Raw genomic sequence first — 19213 nt, 5'->3', positions numbered from 1 at the left:
TATCCAATAAATAAGTCTACCTTGTAACAGGTATTGCAAACGGCAAAACCTTAATCCAAAACGATTGGAAAAAATCTTTAATAAACTCATTGATACTTTTATTGAAAACGAAATCGGCATAGCTGATGACTTTATAAATGCAAAACTCGCCGCTCATCTGAGAAATAATATATCAGAATTGTATAAAAATGAACAGTTCTTATCAGCAGGAACCGGAAATAGTATGGTCGTAAATCAGGACAAACTCGTTCGAAGTGATGTAATTTACTGGCTAGACCGAGAACATAATAATCAATATGAAAATGATTTTTTTGATTTGATGGATAGCTTTATCTTACACTTAAATCAAACTTGCTACACGGGCATTAACGGTTATGAGTTTCATTATACGCTATATGAGGAGGGTAGTTTCTATAAAAAACATTTAGATCAGTTTAAAAATAACGGCAGCCGGAAATATTCTATGGTTATGTACTTAAACGTTGACTGGAAACCCGGCGATGGGGGAGAACTTTGCATCTACCAAGATGGGGTTGCCCGTAATATCAGCCCGGAAAACGGGAAAAGCGTTTTTTTTAAAAGCGATGTTCTGGAACATGAAGTTTTAGCAACAAACGTTGCAAGACTTTCTATAACCGGTTGGCTGAAAGTAGATTAGTTTCTGAAAGCTTTAGGGGAACGACCCATTTGCCGTTTAAAAAAAATGTTGAAGTTAGCAGGATACTCAAAGCCAAGGCAATAACCAATTTGAGCAATATTCCATTCGGTGTGTCTTAAAAGGGCAATTGCTTCCGTAGTTATTCTTTTCGCGATATGATGCGACGTAGTTTTGCCGGTAACTTCTTTTACCGCATGGTTTAAGTGGTTTACATGAACCAAAAGCCTGTAAGCAAAATCGTGGGCTGTTCTTAATTCTAAAACGTGTTCAGTAGAACCGATTGGAAACTGGCGTTCTAAAAGCTCGATGAACTGTGTTGTTAAGCGTGCAGATGCATTATTTAGCTTGAAAACCTTATCTTCAGGAATAACTTTTAGGGCTTCATGGGCGATAAGCTGCACATAGTTTCGCAATAAGTCATATTTATAAACATAATCACCATCCATTTCCGAAATCATTTTTGAAAAGATCCTTTTGATAAATTCTTCTTTTTCCGCATTGATATGAACTACCGGATTGTCATTTATCTTATGCAATAGCGATTCCCTCAAACTTTCGTTTCTGTTATGGATAAAGTTTTCTGTAAAGAGGCAAAAGTAGCCGTTCGGCGTTGGAGATGTGCTTTCCCAGGCATAAGGTACATTCGGATTGGTGAAAAGAAGTGCTCTTTCCCTAATTTCAATCTGTTTATCTGAATAATGTAAGATGCCGTTTCCAATGATTAAAGAAATTTTATAGAAATCGCGTCTGCTGAAAGCCGAGGGCGTATTTGTACAAACTACAGCTCGGTTAAAAACGTTGAAGTGGCCAATATCATTAACTAAGCCTAAACTCGGTGTCGGGATTTCGGGGCGTGTTATTTTAAGCCTGTTGTAAAAATCCTGCAGCGTTTCTGGTGATGTTAAAGTGCTTGCGTTATCGGTTTTCGCTAACATGTCTTCATTTTCTTATTTTCAAATTTAAGGTTTAATCGTCATACCCTCGTGCATTTCCTCAGTTGGTGCTGCTACCAGTTTGTCGCCTTCTGCCAAATCGCCAAAAATCTCAACCTTATCATCGGTTTCCCTGCCTTTTTTAATTGCGACTTTTACCGCCTTATTTTGCTCAACTTTTAAAACATAGTAGCCCTCGCTTGTATCCAACAACGCTTTTTTCGGGATAATAAAGGTGCTGGCATTGGCTGGCAACGGGATGTTTATCTCCGCAACCATACCCGGTAACAGCACTTTAGAAGAATTTGGAACATCCATCTCTATTCTTTCAGAACGCAAGCGCAAATCAAGGGCACCAGATAATCGCTTAACTTTCGCCTTAAATGCCTGACTTGGAAGTGATTTTACCGTAAAGCTTACTTCATCGCCCTGTTTTAAATAGCCTGTATAAACTTCGGGTATTGAAACCGCAAGGCGCAAATTTTTCTGATCCTGAAGTGTTAGTAGCGGTAATTCAGACCCTTTACCCGATGGACCAACATATGCGCCGAGGTTTACGTTTCTTGCTGAAATAATTCCTGAGAAAGGTGCCCTGATTTCAAGATACCCTTGGATGGCTCCAACCTCCCGGTACGAAGCCTTTGCAGCTTCAAACTGCGCCATATCAGAATTTCTTTTTGCCAACGCCTGTTCCAAGTCGTTTTTAGAGATTGTTCCTGGCGTTTTACTCGTTTCGTACAAGCGGTTGTAATTTGCTTTACTTGCGGCATAAACTGCTTCCTGCGATTTCAACCGCGATTGCGCTGCAGCAACCTGCGAACCCATTTCCGGTGCTTCCAAAGTCATTAAAAGCTGGCCTTTCTTTACTTCTGAGCCGATATCTACCTTTAAGGTTTTTACAAAACTGCTGACCTTTGCATACAAATCTACCTGTTGCAACGCAATCAGTTCGCCCGGCAAATTTAATGCTGTTGATAATCTATCTTTTTTCAGCCCGAAAGTTGCAATGGTAGCTTCCTGTTGTTTTTCAGGGCGTTTCTTTTCAGCATTGCTGCAACTGTAAATCAGGCTTAGCATTAAAAAGCCAGTACCTAAAACGGCCGCTAAGAATATGTTTGTTTTCATGTATTGTTTGCTGTTATGCGTTTTCTTCTAAACCTTTTATATAATGTACACTGTCTTTGTCTTCAGGATCTAAAGACATGGAATCGGTAGTTTGTTTGCCCTGAACCCATGCAAATACCAATGGCAATATTATCAAAACTGCAAATGTTGAAGCCAGTAAGCCACCAATTACAGCCCTGCCAAGTGGAGAAACTGCTCCGCCACCTTCACCATGTCCGATGGCCATTGGTAACATACCGGCAATCATTGCAATACTCGTCATAATGATTGGCCTTAACCGCAAGGCTGCCGCCTCCCTTGCAGATTGCAAAGCATTTCCGTTGTGTTTCCTTAACTGTTCGGCATTGGTAATTAGTAACACCGCATTAGCAATAGAAACGCCTACCGACATAATAATGCCCATATAAGATTGTAGATTAAGCGTAGAACCCGTTATAGTTAGCAATAATAGGGAGCCTAAAATGACAGCAGGAACGGTAGCTAAAATAACTAAAGGGACTTTGAATGACTGGAAATTGGCTGCCAGCATTAAAAAGATCACCACGATGGCGACCAGCAATCCCGATTGTAAACTATCAAGTGTTTCGGTGAGCACTTTACTTAAGCCAATGGCCGAAACATTTAAACCGCGGGGCAATTCCCCAACATCTTTTATGGCTTTCTCAACATCTTTAGAGGCTGTTCCTAAATCTGTGTGGTAAAGGTTGGCCGTTACCGATAGGAAGGGCATTGCGCCAACATTGTCGTTTTCACCATAAGTTGTATCAGGAGTAATTTTGGCAACATCACTTAAAACAGGTCTGGTGGAGTTTTTCAACAGTGGAATTTCGCCAATATCGTCTCTGGTTGTCATCTGATTTAATGGTACCTGAACCTGAACACTGTAAGGCAATGCTGCCTTTTCGTCGAGCCAAATGTTTTTATCTGTGTAACGCGATGATGATGTTGACGCGATAAGCGAACGGGAAATATCAGCCATGTCTACGCCGATTTGTGCTGCTCTTGTCCGGTCTATATCAATATTTAACGATGGATATTTAATGGGTTGGGCAATTTGAACGTCACGCATGTAGGGTATTTCCTTTAACTCTGCCAGGATTTTATTCGCGTACTTTTCATTTAATTTTTTGTTTTTCCCTGCAATGCGAACTTCAACGGGCGTTGGCGAACCCTGGCTCAAAACCTTGTCCGTTAACTCAATTGGCTCAAATGAGAGCTTAACGTCTGGCAAAACGTTTTTAATTTTCGTCCTGAAAGCATCTTTGAAATCATCCATATCGCCTTCAAAATCTTTTAAACTCACCTGGAAAACAGCTTCGTGCGGGCCTGTCATAAACAAATATATTGGATTAACCGAAAACTGGGCCGGGTGTTGGCCCACGTAAACTGATGAAATGCCCACATGTTCAGGGCCAACCATTTTTTTAAGCTCCGCTAATACTGTATTCGCTTTTTCTTCGGTACGCTCCAGCCGGGTTCCATCGGGTGCACGTAACCTTAATTGAAACTGACTTGAGTTTACCCTCGGCAAAACGTCTCGCCCAATGTTAAACAATAGCAGTGCAGCTAAGCCAATAATTGCGAAAAGATAGATTAATACAACGGATTTTCGATGTGGAAATATACTGTCGAGAAAACGCATAAAACGATTTCTGAATTTATCAAAAAACCCGATTTTACCATCGTTTTCAAAGTCTTCACGGTCGGCTAAAATCTTTTTTTGGTTGAGGGTATCTCGTTCAGATTCAAGTGAAAGTCCGCTCGCTACAAAGTCTGCTTCATCGTGGGTAATCCCATGATGGTTTTGAGTTCCTTTTGCCGGATGCGCTTTCATTAGCCAGTTTGCCATTATCGGCACAAAGGTTTGAGACAACAGGAAAGAAACAATCATAGAGAAACCGATTGCCAGCGCCAGCGGCAAAAACAAAGCGCCGGGTATTCCAGTCATGGTAAATGCCGGTGCAAAAACGGCCAAAATGCAAAATAGAATTAACAATTTTGGGAAGGCAATTTCTTTACAGGCATCCCAAATGGCCAGGGCTTTTGGTTTTCCCATATCAAAATGCTGGTGAATGTTCTCAATTGTTACCGTAGATTCATCAACTAAAATCCCGATGGCTAAAGCCAACCCACTCAAAGTCATTATGTTAATGGTTTGGCCAAAAAGCTTTAAAAACAAAACGCCTGCAATAATCGAGGTTGGAATCGTTAAAATAACAATTAGGGCAGCACGTTTATCTCCAAGAAAAAGCAAAACCATCAGGCCCGTTAAAATAGCGCCAATCGCACCTTCACTTATCAAACTCTTTACCGCGTTAATTACATATACTGATTGGTCAAATTCGTAAGAAAGTTTTACGTCTTCTGGTAATGAAGACTGAATATTTGGTAGGTTCTTCTTAAGGTTTTTCACCACATCCCAAGTAGAGGCATCACCAGATTTTGCGATACTTAAATACACGGAACGCTTTCCGTTTATAAGCGCATAACCGGCAACTAAGTCGGCACCGTCTTTAACGGTTGCCACATCGCGAAGCTGTAAATTTTGAACTGCGCCTTTAAATAACGGTATGTTTTCAAAATCCTTAACCTTCTTTATGGTGTAGTTCGTTGGTGTGATGTAGTTTTTATCGCCGATTCTGATGTTACCTGATGGTGCTGTTTGATTGTTTAACCGAATGGCTTCAACAACCTGATCTACAGTTAGGTTGTGCGAACGTAAAAGTGAAGGATTAACGTTGATTTCGATGGTTCTGGGGCTGCCCCCAAATGGGGCAGGTGAGAGCAATCCCGGAATTGCAGAGAAACCGGGCCTGATGTACGTGTTGGCTAAATCCTGTAATTCGTTGTTTGTGCGGGTCGGGCTGCTTAAAACAAGCTGACCAACAGGAAGTGAAGAAGCATCAAACCGGATTACGAATGGAGGCTGCGAACCGGGCGGAAAAATTGCCTGTGCCCTTGTGGATAGCGCACTTAGTTCTGCAGCGGCCTGCGCCATATTCGTGCCTTCATAATAAGTCAGTTTCATCAGCATTAAACCTTGTGTGTTTTTGGTTTCGATGCTTTTTATACCATTGGCGAACAACAAAATATTAACGTATTGCTTGCCGAAATAAGCCTCCATTTGGTTTGGCGTGTAGCCACCGAAAGGGTGGGCAATGTAGATAACCGGCAAATTCATCTGAGGCAGAATATCAACTTTGATTTGGTTGATTGCGCCAATACCGAAGAAAAACAAGCCTGCTACTAAAACAAGTATTGAAATTGGTTTGCGTAATGCGAAACGTATTAGGTTCATTGTAGTGGCTGGTTAAAACTCGTTGATAAATAATTCGAAATTTCCTAAAGCGGCAGATTTCAGGAGCAGTGCCTGCCAAACATTTGTGTAGGCAATGTCTCTATCGGTTTCGGCCCGGTTAAGCGCAAAAAGTGTCTGCGCTAAATCGACAAGGTTGGTAAGGCCGTTTTTATAAAGCACATTCTTTTGTAAATAAGCATCTGATGCGGCTTTAACCTGGATGGGCGCTTCTTTGTAGTTATCTAACGCATTCGATAACTTAGACTCGGCCAAGGCAAGTTGCGCCTTTAATTGCTGGTCTGCAAGGTCGTACTCATCCTTTAGTGCTTCACTTGTAAATTGCTGCGCCCTAACCTGCGGATGATTTCTAAGTAGCGTTGTCAAATTCCAGGTCATTCCTATTCCAATCAAATAGTTTGCACGGGATGGATTTATGCCATCAAAGTAGCTTGTTGAATATGCTGTTTGATTTAAAAGATAATTCGAACTGAAACCAGACCCTCGACCTTGCATTACACCGAAAAACGAGAATACCGGATAATATAATTTTTTGAAATAATCTACCTGCCGATTGCTAACATCGATTCTATTTTGATAAAATTTAAGTACAGGGTGATTTGTATCAATATTACCTGAAAGTAGGTTGGCGGGTATTTTCGTTATTGCAGCGGTATCGATTACATAATTAGTTGCAATTGCACCCATCAAAACGCCCAACCGGTTTGCCTGTTCCTGCTCAACGTCTTTAGCCCGGGTTAATGCAATCTTTGCACTCGAAACCTCTGCTTTTGCGAACGAGGAATCTACGCCGGCGATTAAGCCATTCTTCGCCCTTATTATTGCAATATTTTGAAAGGTGAGTGCCCTTGATAAATTTTTTTCCTGCGATTTTGTTAAACGTTGCGACGCAAGTAAATTGAGGTAGGCGGCGGTGACCCTGATTTCGTGCTGAAATTTTTCTTGTTCCAAGTCACTTTTATCCCGTTGAAAAGCTGCATCCGCAACCTGAATACGTTGTCTAATCCGCCCAAAAGTAAAGAAATCCCAGTTTATGTTTGCAAGGTACAAGGCGCCAAAAGCGGCATTCCAGTTTTGTTTTTCCAGCGCAGGTCCTGAGGAGGCTGTCCCCAATCCTCCCAAACCATATTGCGGACCATTTTGCCCGTTAATTGTTCCATAATCTTGCTGGGCACTTATGGTAAAGTTTGGTAAATATTCTCGCCTGGTTTGTTTAATAATAGAATTTGATGCATTTGCATAATTATTCTTTGCTTCGATGGTGCCATAATTTGCTAAAGCCGTGGCAAGCGCTTCTTTTAGTGTTAAAACCTGGGCATTAACGGTGTATGCATTCAAGAATATCAATAATAAACCAAAGTAAGGAATGAACTTTCGAGGCATAGTGTGAATTTTACACCGCAAATGTAAATTATGATTGCAATATCGAAGTATTTAAAGCAAATCAATTGTTATGCAAATCAAATAATATTGTAATTGTTACTTAATATCGGTGAAATGCATTCATAATAAAAAATCCCCTGATTTCTCAGGGGATTTTCGTTCGATATTAAAATTAGCTAGTTATCTTCAGCTAATTTCTTAAAGTTATCCAGGATTGCCTGCCAACCACCACGCTGCATTTCCAGGGGGTTCGTAGTCTCAGGATCAAAGGTTTCGGCAATCCGCGTTTGCTCGCCATCCGCTTCAAAAACAATTTTTACTTGCCTTCCATCAGCCAATACATACTGAATTAATTTATGTTCTTCAACCGTTGTATATGTTCCACCGAATTCAAAACTCATGCTGCCATCGCGTGCGGCCATTGTTGTTGAAAAATTTCCACCCACCCGCAGGTCATTTGCCGCATTTGGCGCATGCCATTCCGGAGATGCGAATGCCCAGTTTTTTATGTGTTCAGGGTTGTTCCAATATTCCCACACCTTTTCTACAGGTGCATTTATTGCTGCTTCTATGGTTATTGGTGTTAGGTTTTCTGTTGCCATATCTCATTTATTTTTTCAATAAAGATATTTTAAGATTTTAGAATTCAAAAAGGGGAAACGAGACAAATTTCAGGGCAATTGAAACTAACCGGCTACAGGAATTTCAAAGTAGAAGGTAGAACCTTTATCTACTTCACTTTCAACACCAATAATTCCGTCGTGTCTGGCAATAATCTCGGCGCTGAGATAAAGGCCTATACCAAAGCCGGAAACCGTATGGTTTTTCCCCACACGATAATATCTGTCGAATAGTTTGTTCAAATCTTCCGAATCTATTCCAATTCCATAATCTGTAACACTTACAAATGCATTACCATTTTTTAGATGGCACTCAATATCTATTTTAGTGCCTGCAGAAGAATATTTTACAGCATTGCTTAATAAATTAGATATTACGCTCCCAATCTTATCCCGATCTGCCTTAACGGTTATCGGTTCGGCTATGTTTAGCACAAGCTCGTGCGAGAATTGAACAAGATCGCTTTCATCTATCAGCTCCTGCAGCAGCTCATCTAGTTGAAAATCGGTTTTTTCGATCAGTAATTTCCCCGATTCTAAACGGGAAACGTTTAAGAAGCCGTTTATCATCGTTGTCATTTTCTTCACCTGGTTGTAAGCACGATTTAGGGCATGCAGCGTATAAGTATCGTCGTTCTTTTTGGCTCTGGCTTGTAAAACCTGTATAAAGCCACTAATTGCGGTTAGTGGTGTTTTTAATTCATGACTAACCATGCCAATGAAATCGTTTTTACGGAGTTCGTCTTTCTTAAGTTCGGTAATGTCGAAGCTCGAACTGATATAGCCTGTAAAAGTTCCATCTGCGTGGAAACGCGGTGTTCCTTTCGCCAGCAGCCAGGTATACTCGCCGTCTTTGCCAAGTATTCTAAATTCTCCGGTAAATGGCTCCTGCTTATCAAATGCAGATAGATAAATATTAACATATCTGTCTTTATCTTCCGGATGAATAAGATCCGACCAACCAAACTCCCGCAACTCATCCATTACGCGTCCGGTTAAGCGGGTCCACGCTTTGTTAAAGTAAATCGCATTCCCTGTAACATCGCCAACGGCTATAAAAACATCTGTTGCTTCGGCCATAGTGCGGAAACGGTCTTCACTTTCTTCCAAAACCAGACGGTGTTCAACCTCTTCAGTAATGTCCATTATAACGCCTAAAAAACGGGCCGGCCTAAGTTTGGTTTCGCCTACACTTTTGCCAACAACTCTAATCCATTTTGTTTTATTTGTATTAGGTTGAATGATTGGGTATTGAACGTCAAACGGTTTTTGGGTGGCCAGTGCTTTAAGTCTGGCCCTTTCTATAATCTGCAAATATTCTGGCACAACGGTAGCCGTAACGTCCGTCCATGAAATTTCTCCACTTGAAGGCAAGCCGTAAAATTCTCTTGCTTTATTGGAGATATCGAACTTACCACTGCCTGGCACAACGTTATAAATTCCGAGGTTGCCCGAGTCAAGCGCCAAACGTAAACTTTCTTCTGTTTCCGCAAGCTCTTCGTTTTTAATGAATAAACTTTCCTGAGCCTCCTGCAATTCTTCATTTGTTGTTGCCAACTCTTCATTAGTGGCAGATAATTCTTCGTTTGATGCGGCAAGTTCTTCGGTTGTTGCCTGCAATTCGGCCTGGCTTTCCTCCAGGCGTTTCAAGTTCTCAACCTGATCGGTTATATTGATAACAGAGGCTAAAATGTATTCAACTTCGCCATCATTACCAAAAATCGGATCGTAAGAGAAGTCTACATAAATGAGTTTCAATTCGCCTGTGGGCAGCAAAATCTCCACAGAAACCTGCGGCATTGCCACCCTTTTGCCAGTGCTAAAAACATCAGCTAATAATTGCGGAAACTGCTGGTTTTGTAGTTCCGGAAAAACGTCGGTCAGTTTTTTTTCGTTAACACTGGTTAAATCCCGCTGCCAGATTTGTAGCATTTTCGGGTTAGGCAGTTCGATAATCAGTTCGGTACCCTTAAGCAACGTCATGGCAATATTTGCCGTTGCAATTATATTTTGGAGAAGAATTTTACTGGCCTCTAAATCCTTCGTTCGTTCGTCAATTCTTCGTTCGAGATCTAAATTTAAGCTTTGAAGTTCCTTTCTCGAACCTGCCAGGGCTTCATTAGTAGATCGTAGATCCTCTAAATTAGCCTGAAGCTCTTCGTTAGATGCTGCGAGCTCCTCATGGGTTTCAGAAAGCTTTCTGTTTAAAAGCTGTTCACGTTCGATATAATTATCAAACTCTTTATTTTTTTGTACCTGATCTGTGATGTTCTGGGTGATGACATGGAGTGATTGCCTTTTGCCATCTTCATCTTTAATTGGCTCAATTTCAACCTGCCACCAACTTTCTTCCACAACTGTAGCATCCTTTGATTGGATATCGTAACGAAGCGGTGGAAGTTCAGTTTTCTGACCTGTTTCTATGGCCTTCGTCAAGCCATTCATCAGGATATCGGGGCCATCATTTTTTTCGTTCCTAGGAAATGCCGTCCAAACAGATTCGCCAATAACATTGCGATCATTGAGATGTGTGGTCGTTTTGAAAGTGTCGTTATAGGCGGCAATTGTAAAATCGGGAATATCGGTATGAAGGATTATTCTTGGAACATTATCATTAAAAAGGGCTTTAAATAATGGCGACTTTAGAAAATTCATTCAGGCGTTTGAAGTTTTTTAAACGAATATAACAAGCTAGCTTAATTTTTTGTTTTCTGATCAGCAATTATTTGCTTTAAACATTTTAGTTGTGCGAAGTTGTTTCGTGTACGATTAACGTTCTGTCCAATCAAATCTTTCATCATAAATTGCGGTATAAAACAAAAGCCTTCAGAAATGAAGGCTTATTATGCTTTTTTGAAGTACTCGGGGCGGGAATCGAACCCGCACGCCTTTGAAAGCACAGGATTTTAAGTCCTGCGTGTCTACCAGTTCCACCACCCGAGCATTAATTAAGTCTTAAAAAAAAGGCTTAGTTAATGTGTAAAATAAATGCCTTCTGGTAGGAAGGCATCTGGAGCGAAAGACGAGATTCGAACTCGCGACCCCGACCTTGGCAAGGTCGTGCTCTACCAACTGAGCTACTTTCGCGTAATAATACAATCGCTGTATTCCCTTTGGGGTTGCAAATATAGAAAATTTAGTTTTGTTTCAAAAATAATTTGAAATAATTACGAAAACTGCGTATGGAAACTTAATGTAGCTACCAACATTATTAAAAATGTAAATCGTATGTTTATAACAATAACTTTTGAAAACTTTGTAACGCTTATGCTGTTCTAAAGTCTTGTTTATTTAAACCTTAATTATCGCAATATGACCCCAACCGAAATTTTCGGATATACGCCCGAACAACAATTTAATAAATCAGTTGCCTATTTTTCAATGGAATTCGCGATAGATCAATCGCTAAAAATTTACAGTGGCGGACTCGGTTTTTTGTCAGGTTCTCACCTCAGAAGCGCCTTCGAACTTAAACAAAACTTGCTTGGAATTGGCATTTTATGGAAATATGGCTATTACGACCAGGTTAAAGATAAGGATGGTAAAATGGTGCCCACTTTTATACAAAAAGATTATTCTTTCTTGAAAGATACCGGCATTGTATTTTCAGTGCCAGTTCATAGCGCTATGGTAAAAGTAAAAGCATATTTGCTACAACCAGAAACTTTCGGTTCGGCACCTCTCTTTTTATTAAGCACCGACTTAGAAGAAAACGATGAAGTGAGCAAAAGCATTACCCATAGATTATATGACCCGAACGAAGCAACGCGGGTTGCACAATCAATAATTCTTGGTATCGGCGGCGGCATGCTTCTCGATGAGCTAAACATTAATCCGGATTTTTACCACATGAATGAAGGACACGCGGTACCACTAAATTTTTACCTGTATTCGAAGTTTAAAAGTCTTGAGGAAATTAAAAAACGCGTTATTTTCACAACCCATACGCCCGAACTTGCTGGTAATGAAGAGCATGATTACAAACTCTTAAAGGATATGTCTTTCTTTTATCACTTGCAAGATCATGAAGTTAAGTTTATTCTTGGTTTAGAAGGTGATAAATTTAACTATACGCTGGCTGCGTTGAAGTGCTCGAAAAAAGCTAACGGTGTTTCTAAGCTTCATGGCGAAGTGGCAAGAGAAATGTGGGGTAGTTATACTGGTATTTGCGAAATTACCTCTATCACGAACGCTCAAAACTATAAATACTGGCAGGATTCTGTCTTGGATGAGAAATTCAAGGCCAAAGATGGCGCTGGAATAAAGACACGAAAAAAGGAACTGAAAAAGCAGCTTTTTAGCGAAGTTGCAAATCAAACCGGGAAATTATTTGATGAAAACGTTTTAACGATTGTATGGGCGAGACGATTTGCTGCCTACAAACGAGCAGACTTGTTAATGTACAATTGGGAACGCTTTTTAAAATTAATGAGCAATACCGAAATGCCTGTACAGGTAATCTGGGCCGGAAAGCCATACCCTGAAGATACAAAAGCCAATGAAATTTTTAATGAGATAATCGTGAAAACAAAATCGCTGGCAAATTGTGCGGTGCTTGTAGGCTACGAACTTGGTTTATCTGCCTTGCTGAAAAAAGGTTCGGATGTTTGGTTAAATAATCCGAAAATGTACCGCGAAGCATCAGGAACTAGTGGCATGACAGCCGCAATAAATGCATCAGTAAATCTTTCAATTCCTGATGGGTGGATACCGGAGTTTGCCGTTGATGATGAAAACTGTTTTATCATTGAGCCAGCAGCTAAAGGTTTGGCAGAACACGACACGGACGCTCAGGAAAATGAAAACCTGATGGATGTTATCGAAACAAAAGTTTTAACAACTTATTACAACAAGCCTGAAAAATGGAACGAAATGGTTTTAAAAGCTTTTAAGGATGTTGTGCCAGCATTTGAATCAGCCAGAATGGCTAAAGAGTACTACGAAAAAATGTATGTGTAAACTATCAATTCTTTAAAACAATCGCAAAGGTGGAACAGGTTTCCACCATTTGCTTATCCATTCGGATAACAAAAAGCTAATGGGCTGCAGTATACGCAAAGACATTGAACGTCTGAATTAGCATTTTTTTATTTCCCTTTCTTGTGCATGGGTTTTTGCGGGTAGCCATTAAAAATCTATGTGGTTTTTTCCAATAGCCCCGGGTGAAGCGATACCCTGCAGGGTTGAAGAATGAAACCCGAAGCGTTTAGCGGAACACGGGAACCTACGGAAGTTATAGAACTGCCGTTGCGCTACGAAAAATAATATCAGTAAATGTTTATAAAACCTTGCGAATAATAACCGGAAGGCTACGAATTGTAATTAAGCGCAAAAAAAAAGGAAAAAATTTATAATTTGAATTTTTTGTGCGGTTGATGTGAAGTTTCAATTAAGAGAATTTTATGATATTAACGTTGCATTGAACAATTGCTCGGAGCGGGAATAAAAAATAAAAGCGCTATGAAAGCAAGATTTTACACTGAAATAAATATTTTATGTTAGTCATTTTTGGAACTAAGGTTATCGGAAAAACATTAAGGTCAGGCACGTTCGTTTGTCCGCGGTGCAATATGGAAAGAACTTACTTGTTAAAACAGAATAAAAAATATTTTTCGGTGTTTTTTATCCCACTGATACCACTAAATAATGTTGGAGACACTTTGGAATGTACATTTTGTAAAACTGCTTATGTGCCGAATGCCAGCTTTTTAGGCAATACATATACTTCTTCAACTGCTGATATTGACAGCTTATCGAAACCACTTGCCGCTGTTGGCAAACGGTTAGGCGCATACATCATTGATATGATTTTTTTAATCATTTTAAATTTTCCACTTGCCTTTGTGGTTAAGTATTTGCCTGATTTGTTTCATAATAAGTTTTACCTGGTGTTTTTTCCGGTTTGGGTGATTTACTTTTTTATAATGGAGTTGTTTTTCAAAGGTACCATTGGCAAAAAACTTCTGGCCATACAAACCGTTTCCGATGATGATGAAAAGCCCATAACCGCAGTTCGTTATTTATTGAGAGGTTTTGTTAAAGCGATTCCGTTAATAAATGTTGTGCTTCTTTTTAACGACAAACATAAAGGTTTTCACGATTTTGTGGCGGGTACAATTGTTGTAGAAAAATAACTCTGAATAGGAGGCAAGGCAATTAATTAACTCGGTTGGTATGTTGGAGGTTGGCTTCACTACAGCTTATGATGATTTGAGCGGACGAATAACCTTGATTATGAACGACGAACAAAAACACCAAATAATGGGCGCAAACGTTTTTTTTACATCGAATTTTAGAGTTTTACTAAGTATAATCCTGATTGTGTTTGCCGCAAAAACTTCCGGCCAGACGTTAACTGATTTTAAAGCGCCAGCCGGGTTTAAAAAAGTACTAGAAACTCATGGCGATTTGGACAAAGATGGCGTAGAAGAAGTTGCATTTGCTTACAATTCTACTAAAAAAGACAGCACTGGTTTTAAAAGAGTCCTTTACATCTGCAAAACCATTAACGGATCATTAAAGCTTTGGAAACAAAATACTTCGGTGTTGTGGAACAGTAGCGATTGTGGTTTTTGTTTCGAAAATGGCGTAACGCTTGCGCTAAAAATTAAAAATAACACATTAATTGTGGAGCAAACATACTGGCACAATTCCCGCCACACAAGCATGTTTCGAAATGTTTTTCGCTATCAAAACAGCGATTGGTTTTTAATCGGCTCCACTTATAACGACCGTTACAACTGTGGCTTCGACCACACATACGACATCAATTTTTCTACAAAAAATGTACATATAGACTACGACGGAGAAGACTGCGACGATGGGACGCCTCAATTTCCAAAATCGACAAAGAACTTTAAATACCCCTTCAAGGCGATTCCGAAAATGGATGGTTTTATTGCGGGCAAAGTGGAGCTAAAAATTCCAAATTCGAAGCAATATTTTTATTATTAAATTCGAAGCAGAAACCTCAGCAAACTGATATGAAAAAAATATTCTTTGGCTTGATTATGATTTTGTTTGCATTGGCGTGTAACAACAAGTCGAACAATACTCAAACCCCGAAAGATTCGGTTGCGAATGCCATTAACACGAGCAATGCCGATAGCACCATTGTAATGCCGGTACCGGTAGCTCAGCCTCTAGATACAAGTCAAACAAGCAGTGCAGCAACAGAAGAAAAAGAGATTAACTATAGCGATAGCATCAACTTTGAAAAGTTCCACACCGATATCTCTAAGTCGCACATTGCGCCAGCTCCAATAGATTGGTCTAGTTATCCCGGTGCCCGGGATTTTAAAACCCGCATTACCGAATCTTATAAAACCACCGAGGTGAGTTTTGCAGGCCATTATGTGCTATCCACGTTTGGCTGCGGGGCAAGTTGTATTATGGGTTTCATGGTTGATGTTAGAGACGGTAAAATTTACGATTTACCACTAGGTGAAGAAAACTCCTGCCTTTTCGCAGAAGATGCGGTGCTTTGTAAAAGTTCGAGCAGGCTGTTCGTTTCCGGGGTTTGTAAAGAAAATCATGACGATAAACAGGTTTATTACAAAGCATACCTCTGGAATGAAGATAAAAAGGAATTTGCGCCAATAAAGGCAGATGAATTTTTAAATCAAAAATAAAGCAAAGTCTTCAGGTTTTGGAAAACGAGGGTTTGCCATTTCATCGGTTCCATAAGCCCTGCTATCCGTTACAATTTTTTTGTGCTTTCGGTAAGTTTTACCGATAGCAGTAATATTGTGCCAACTAAAAGGCATATGCTTTTGGCCAATAAAAAAGATTTTCACTGTTATCAGGTTTAGAAAATGAGGCATTTTGCTACGAATCGTAAATGGAAGCCAGCGAATTGTAATTGAGAATGCCTTTTTTCAACATGAAGAGGTTTATTTGCGATTTATTACAAAACATGCACACCAGGCTAAAACCCATTTTAATCTTAAGTTCCGTTTTCTTTTGCAATGTTGCGTTTGCCGAATCGAAAAAAAGTTAAAGGTTTTAAGCTTGGTGCTGTAAGTTATACACTTTATGCGCACATGAAGCAGCAAGAACATCTAATGCCAAGCCTGTTGCCAAGTGAAGCCGACATTAAGACTGCGCACTTCATTAATTTGAACGAGACTGAGATGGAAATGTATTCAACCCAAAGAAAAGAGAAACCAACTAAAACACATTTCTTAACATTAGTATCCATGTTGGCAGTTTTCACATTTTTTGTAAACTGCCGCTCAAACCGCAATGGCTATGAGGGCGACTTAGTTCCTATAAAAGCCGAAACCGATAAAATTGCTGGTTACCAGCAAATTGTAGAACTGATTATTAAAAACAACAATCGGATAAAAGATGAAATAAAACACCCGGAAAAGTATGAAGACAGGGACTACAGGGATTTTAAAAGCTTTAAACACAGAAAATACAGCATTATCGATAGCCTGAACCAGCTTTCAGATACATTAAAACTACGCTTTACTACGTTGGTAGAGCATGGATTGCAGATAGAAGGCAAAGATACAACCATCAACTTTAGCTCTTCTGCTGGCGATTACTACATGCGAAGTAATAAAAAGGATAGTGATGCTTGTTGCACGCTTTTTAAGCATTATATTATTTATAGTACCAAAGCCATGGAAGTATTTAAAATTGAAAATGATGATGACGATACGCCGAACGCAGTATATAAAATCAAAGATCGATATTACTACTGCATTAGTTCGCGACTGGAATATTGATTTGAACTACAACCACCAGAAATTAAACTAACTGCATACAATGAAGAAAGTAATCTACAACGCAATTTTAATAGCCATAATTTTGGTAACCATTTATCAAATTATTTGTCTTCCATTCACCTTTTATATATGGGGAATTGGCATGCTCATTTTTTGGATTTGGGTTAAGCGGGATATCACTGAGCTTATCGCGTGGTTATTTGAAAAGAAAAAAACAATCGAAAAGCCATTTCAAGAAAAACGCGTCATCAACATGCCAGATTTTGAAATACAAAAAGGGTCTTATATCGAATTGGTTAAACACTGTTGCCCAACACAAACTCAGCAAAAATTAATGCCTTTTTTTGAAAATTTAACCGATTATCAAGGGAATTACAATTATGGCACAACACTAAATTATGTAGTTGATTGTTCGACGGAGAAAAGTTTAGGTTTTATAGAACGATTAGACTGGAAACAGGAAGTTGAAGACTTAATCCTGATTCTCGACGATATATTGAACAAAAACTATAATGGGTTAAAAGTTGATTTCCCAAAAGAAATAGGCGGAAACACAACCTTATTTCTTGAAGACGTATTTGGAACTTACAACAAATGCTTAAATGAACACGGAATGCAGATGGGTTTTATAGATACGCAGTCTGACGAATACGTGTTTTTTGTGCATAAAGTGTTGGATAGGGATGAGGTTGCAAAACTCATAAATTTTATCGGTTATAACTATTTCGAAAAATAAATTGGCGTCTGGCGGCTATTTCATCGGCCAAATCTAAGCTTCCGTTTTATGATCCGGCTGTTAGGTTTTTGTCAGGGTTTCAGTTTTTGCCCGGTTTTTGCATTATGGTTGCAAAATTTACCAAGCACTGGAAAGTTCCCCGGCTAAATTTGGAGCATAAAAAAGCATTTTAAAAAAAGCCCGGCCTGCTTATTTTATAAAGGAAGGTTTTATAAGAGACATATTTCATAGGAACAAAGAGCGTGTGCAGCAGTATGCAGCTGTTAAATGCCTTATCAATTTCATTAATCAATGCTAACAATTGCCATTATCGAAGATGAAGTAGCCATCAGAAAAGAGATAACTTGGTTACTGGAAAGAGCGCCTGATGTTAAAATTGTTGGGTACAGCACCAACGTTAAGGACGCTATCAAACTCATCGACCTGCAAAAGCCCGATATCATTCTCATGGATATTCAACTCATCGATGGTACTGCTTTCGATATTTTAAATGGGTTGAAAGACATTCCTGAAAATATTATTTTTATAACTGCTTACAATCAATTTGCCATAAAGGCAATAAAATTTGGTGCGCTCGATTACCTTTTAAAGCCTGTTGATGCTGATGAACTTAGCGATGCCCTGGAACGATATCGAAAAAAAAGGGATAAGAATCGTTACTGGAACGAGCGTCTGGCGATTGCCCAACAATCCATTATTGAGGAAAATTTACCCCAGAATATTGTGCTGCACACGATAAGTCAAACCCATATTATTTTAGTAAAGGATATTATTTATTGTAAGGGCGACGGTCCTTACACTTTTTTCTACCTGGAAAATGGAAAAAATCTCTTGGTTTCAAAACCCTTAAAACATTATCAGGAAATATTGGGATCACCCTTTTTTTTGCGCACCCATCAATCGTATTTGGTAAATAAAAACTATATAAATAAAATTTCTAAATCGGAGTATCTGGTGCTGAAAAACGATGAAGAAATTCCTGTTTCCTCCCGCAGAAGGAACTATGTTCTGAATGCTTTATCTGCTCCTTAATGAATTTTCGAATACTACTCTTCAGTTGTATGTTTCTTTTTGTCTGTTCTTGCAAGCAGCGATTCTCCAAATTGGAAAGCGATAAATTACTTGCTTACAACAAGGCAATTGATGAACTCGCGACAAAACCAACCCATCCAAATAACGCCGATAGTATTTTAAATACCTGGAAAGTATTTAATAGAGATGCAGTAGTGTTGGCAGATACCAATTTAAATGCCAGTGTAAAATATAACCTGGGCAGAATGTATGCTCAGAAAAATGTTGATAGCTCGAAATTTTACTTGCAACAAGGACTAGAGCTGGTAGAGCAGGGCAGCGATTTTTTGGCTGTAAAAGCCCGAATTTACACGGGCATGGGCAACCTTGCCTACAGCGAAACGCTCGAACATCAGGCAAACTACTACTATAACAAAGCTGCGATTATCGTACTCGCAGATAGTACAGTAAAGCTGAGCGATATGTCGAAAGCAATCATGTTATTGTCTGCATCGCAAAGCAATAAAAATTTGCAGCAATACAGTCTCGCGTACAAAATGGATTTAGCTGCCTTTAAGCTGATGCCGAAATTACCGCCAAATTCGGTCAATCAACAGAAAGTATTGGTGCAGTTGATAATCGATATTTACAAATCAAATTTGCCCGATAAAGATGTTGAATGATACCTTAAAAAACT

Annotated in this window: 16 protein-coding genes and 2 tRNA genes; 9 read left to right on the top strand and 9 right to left on the bottom strand. The window is 39.4% G+C overall.

The window, feature by feature from the left end; all coding sequences use genetic code 11:
- Nucleotides 1–64: 64 nt before the first annotated feature.
- Nucleotides 65–658, top strand: coding sequence for a 2OG-Fe(II) oxygenase (locus ASG14_RS08020; RefSeq protein WP_056870558.1), 594 nt, complete (start codon nt 65–67; stop codon nt 656–658).
- Here the strand turns inward: ASG14_RS08020 and ASG14_RS08015 are convergent.
- The 8 genes from ASG14_RS08015 to ASG14_RS07980 form a co-directional block, all read right to left on the bottom strand.
- Nucleotides 655–1593: an AraC family transcriptional regulator gene (locus ASG14_RS08015; protein WP_056870557.1), complete on the bottom strand. Its 939-nt coding sequence runs from the start codon at nt 1591–1593 to the stop codon at nt 655–657. The genes ASG14_RS08020 and ASG14_RS08015 overlap by 4 nt on opposite strands.
- Before the next feature lie 24 nt (nt 1594–1617).
- Nucleotides 1618–2715: an efflux RND transporter periplasmic adaptor subunit gene (locus ASG14_RS08010; RefSeq protein WP_056870556.1), complete on the bottom strand. Its 1098-nt coding sequence runs from the start codon at nt 2713–2715 to the stop codon at nt 1618–1620.
- 13 nt (nt 2716–2728) lie between these two features.
- Nucleotides 2729–6013, bottom strand: a complete 3285-nt coding sequence (locus ASG14_RS08005) for an efflux RND transporter permease subunit (protein WP_056870555.1) — start codon at nt 6011–6013, stop codon at nt 2729–2731.
- Nucleotides 6014–6025: 12 nt separating this feature from the next.
- Nucleotides 6026–7414, bottom strand: coding sequence for a TolC family protein (locus ASG14_RS08000; protein ID WP_056870554.1), 1389 nt, complete (start codon nt 7412–7414; stop codon nt 6026–6028).
- Between the two features lie 176 nt (nt 7415–7590).
- On the bottom strand, nt 7591–8016 hold the full coding sequence (locus ASG14_RS07995; RefSeq protein ID WP_056870553.1) for an SRPBCC family protein: 426 nt from the start codon (nt 8014–8016) through the stop codon (nt 7591–7593).
- 84 nt (nt 8017–8100) lie between these two features.
- Nucleotides 8101–10689 (bottom strand): PAS domain S-box protein, encoded by a 2589-nt coding sequence (locus tag ASG14_RS07990; RefSeq protein WP_056870552.1) that lies wholly within the window; start codon nt 10687–10689, stop codon nt 8101–8103.
- 204 nt (nt 10690–10893) lie between these two features.
- A tRNA-Leu gene (locus ASG14_RS07985) sits at nt 10894–10977 on the bottom strand.
- A 68-nt stretch (nt 10978–11045) separates the two neighbouring features.
- Nucleotides 11046–11121, bottom strand: a tRNA-Gly gene (locus tag ASG14_RS07980).
- 225 nt (nt 11122–11346) lie between these two features.
- Between ASG14_RS07980 and glgP the strand changes: the two genes are divergently transcribed.
- The 4 genes from glgP to ASG14_RS07960 all read left to right on the top strand — a co-directional run bounded on the left by glgP (nt 11347) and on the right by ASG14_RS07960 (nt 15665).
- Nucleotides 11347–12993, top strand: coding sequence for an alpha-glucan family phosphorylase (glgP, locus tag ASG14_RS07975; RefSeq protein WP_056870551.1), 1647 nt, complete (start codon nt 11347–11349; stop codon nt 12991–12993).
- A gap of 536 nt (nt 12994–13529) precedes the next feature.
- A complete protein-coding gene (locus ASG14_RS07970) occupies nt 13530–14168 on the top strand; it encodes an RDD family protein (RefSeq protein ID WP_056870550.1) in 639 nt (212 codons plus the stop codon).
- 40 nt (nt 14169–14208) lie between these two features.
- A complete protein-coding gene (locus ASG14_RS07965; RefSeq protein ID WP_056870549.1) occupies nt 14209–14988 on the top strand; it encodes a hypothetical protein in 780 nt (259 codons plus the stop codon).
- 29 nt (nt 14989–15017) lie between these two features.
- Nucleotides 15018–15665: a hypothetical protein gene (locus ASG14_RS07960; RefSeq protein WP_056870548.1), complete on the top strand. Its 648-nt coding sequence runs from the start codon at nt 15018–15020 to the stop codon at nt 15663–15665.
- On the opposite strand, the gene ASG14_RS07955 is transcribed toward ASG14_RS07960, so the two are convergent.
- Nucleotides 15651–15830 (bottom strand): hypothetical protein, encoded by a 180-nt coding sequence (locus tag ASG14_RS07955; protein ID WP_157274872.1) that lies wholly within the window; start codon nt 15828–15830, stop codon nt 15651–15653. The two genes, ASG14_RS07960 and ASG14_RS07955, sit on opposite strands and share 15 nt — an antisense overlap.
- 246 nt (nt 15831–16076) lie before the next feature.
- Here ASG14_RS07955 and ASG14_RS07950 point away from each other — a divergent pair, with 246 nt between their 5' ends.
- The 4 genes from ASG14_RS07950 (at nt 16077) to ASG14_RS07935 (ending at nt 19199) form a co-directional block, all read left to right on the top strand.
- Nucleotides 16077–16769 carry a hypothetical protein gene (locus tag ASG14_RS07950; RefSeq protein ID WP_162238721.1) on the top strand — a complete coding sequence of 231 codons (693 nt, stop codon included), beginning with the start codon at nt 16077–16079 and terminating at the stop codon, nt 16767–16769.
- Between the two features lie 40 nt (nt 16770–16809).
- Entirely contained in the window at nt 16810–17505 is a 696-nt protein-coding gene (locus ASG14_RS07945) for a hypothetical protein (protein WP_056870545.1), read from the top strand.
- A gap of 291 nt (nt 17506–17796) precedes the next feature.
- On the top strand, nt 17797–18537 hold the full coding sequence (locus ASG14_RS07940) for a LytTR family DNA-binding domain-containing protein (RefSeq protein WP_056870544.1): 741 nt from the start codon (nt 17797–17799) through the stop codon (nt 18535–18537).
- A 71-nt stretch (nt 18538–18608) separates the two neighbouring features.
- Nucleotides 18609–19199, top strand: a complete 591-nt coding sequence (locus ASG14_RS07935) for a hypothetical protein (RefSeq protein WP_056870543.1) — start codon at nt 18609–18611, stop codon at nt 19197–19199.
- Nucleotides 19200–19213: the final 14 nt, after the last annotated feature.

This window comes from Pedobacter sp. Leaf194 (assembly GCF_001423945.1).
In the GTDB taxonomy this organism is placed as follows: Bacteria; Bacteroidota; Bacteroidia; order Sphingobacteriales; family Sphingobacteriaceae; genus Pedobacter.
Note: the sequence above shows the minus strand (reverse complement) of the source record. Positions and strands in the feature narration are given on the sequence as shown.

Excerpts from the sequence above, each read along its gene's own strand:
- ASG14_RS08015 (WP_056870557.1), bottom strand. The coding sequence starts at position 1,593 with ATGTTAGCGAAAACCGATAACGCAAGCACTTTAACATCACCAGAAACG.
- ASG14_RS08010 (WP_056870556.1), bottom strand. The coding sequence starts at position 2,715 with ATGAAAACAAACATATTCTTAGCGGCCGTTTTAGGTACTGGCTTTTTA.
- ASG14_RS08005 (WP_056870555.1), bottom strand. The coding sequence starts at position 6,013 with ATGAACCTAATACGTTTCGCATTACGCAAACCAATTTCAATACTTGTT.
- ASG14_RS08000 (WP_056870554.1), bottom strand. The coding sequence starts at position 7,414 with ATGCCTCGAAAGTTCATTCCTTACTTTGGTTTATTATTGATATTCTTG.
- ASG14_RS07995 (WP_056870553.1), bottom strand. The coding sequence starts at position 8,016 with ATGGCAACAGAAAACCTAACACCAATAACCATAGAAGCAGCAATAAAT.
- ASG14_RS07990 (WP_056870552.1), bottom strand. The coding sequence starts at position 10,689 with ATGAATTTTCTAAAGTCGCCATTATTTAAAGCCCTTTTTAATGATAAT.
- glgP (WP_056870551.1), top strand. The coding sequence starts at position 11,347 with ATGACCCCAACCGAAATTTTCGGATATACGCCCGAACAACAATTTAAT.
- ASG14_RS07970 (WP_056870550.1), top strand. The coding sequence starts at position 13,530 with ATGTTAGTCATTTTTGGAACTAAGGTTATCGGAAAAACATTAAGGTCA.
- ASG14_RS07965 (WP_056870549.1), top strand. The coding sequence starts at position 14,209 with ATGTTGGAGGTTGGCTTCACTACAGCTTATGATGATTTGAGCGGACGA.
- ASG14_RS07960 (WP_056870548.1), top strand. The coding sequence starts at position 15,018 with ATGAAAAAAATATTCTTTGGCTTGATTATGATTTTGTTTGCATTGGCG.
- ASG14_RS07950 (WP_162238721.1), top strand. The coding sequence starts at position 16,077 with ATGAAGCAGCAAGAACATCTAATGCCAAGCCTGTTGCCAAGTGAAGCC.
- ASG14_RS07945 (WP_056870545.1), top strand. The coding sequence starts at position 16,810 with ATGAAGAAAGTAATCTACAACGCAATTTTAATAGCCATAATTTTGGTA.
- ASG14_RS07940 (WP_056870544.1), top strand. The coding sequence starts at position 17,797 with ATGCTAACAATTGCCATTATCGAAGATGAAGTAGCCATCAGAAAAGAG.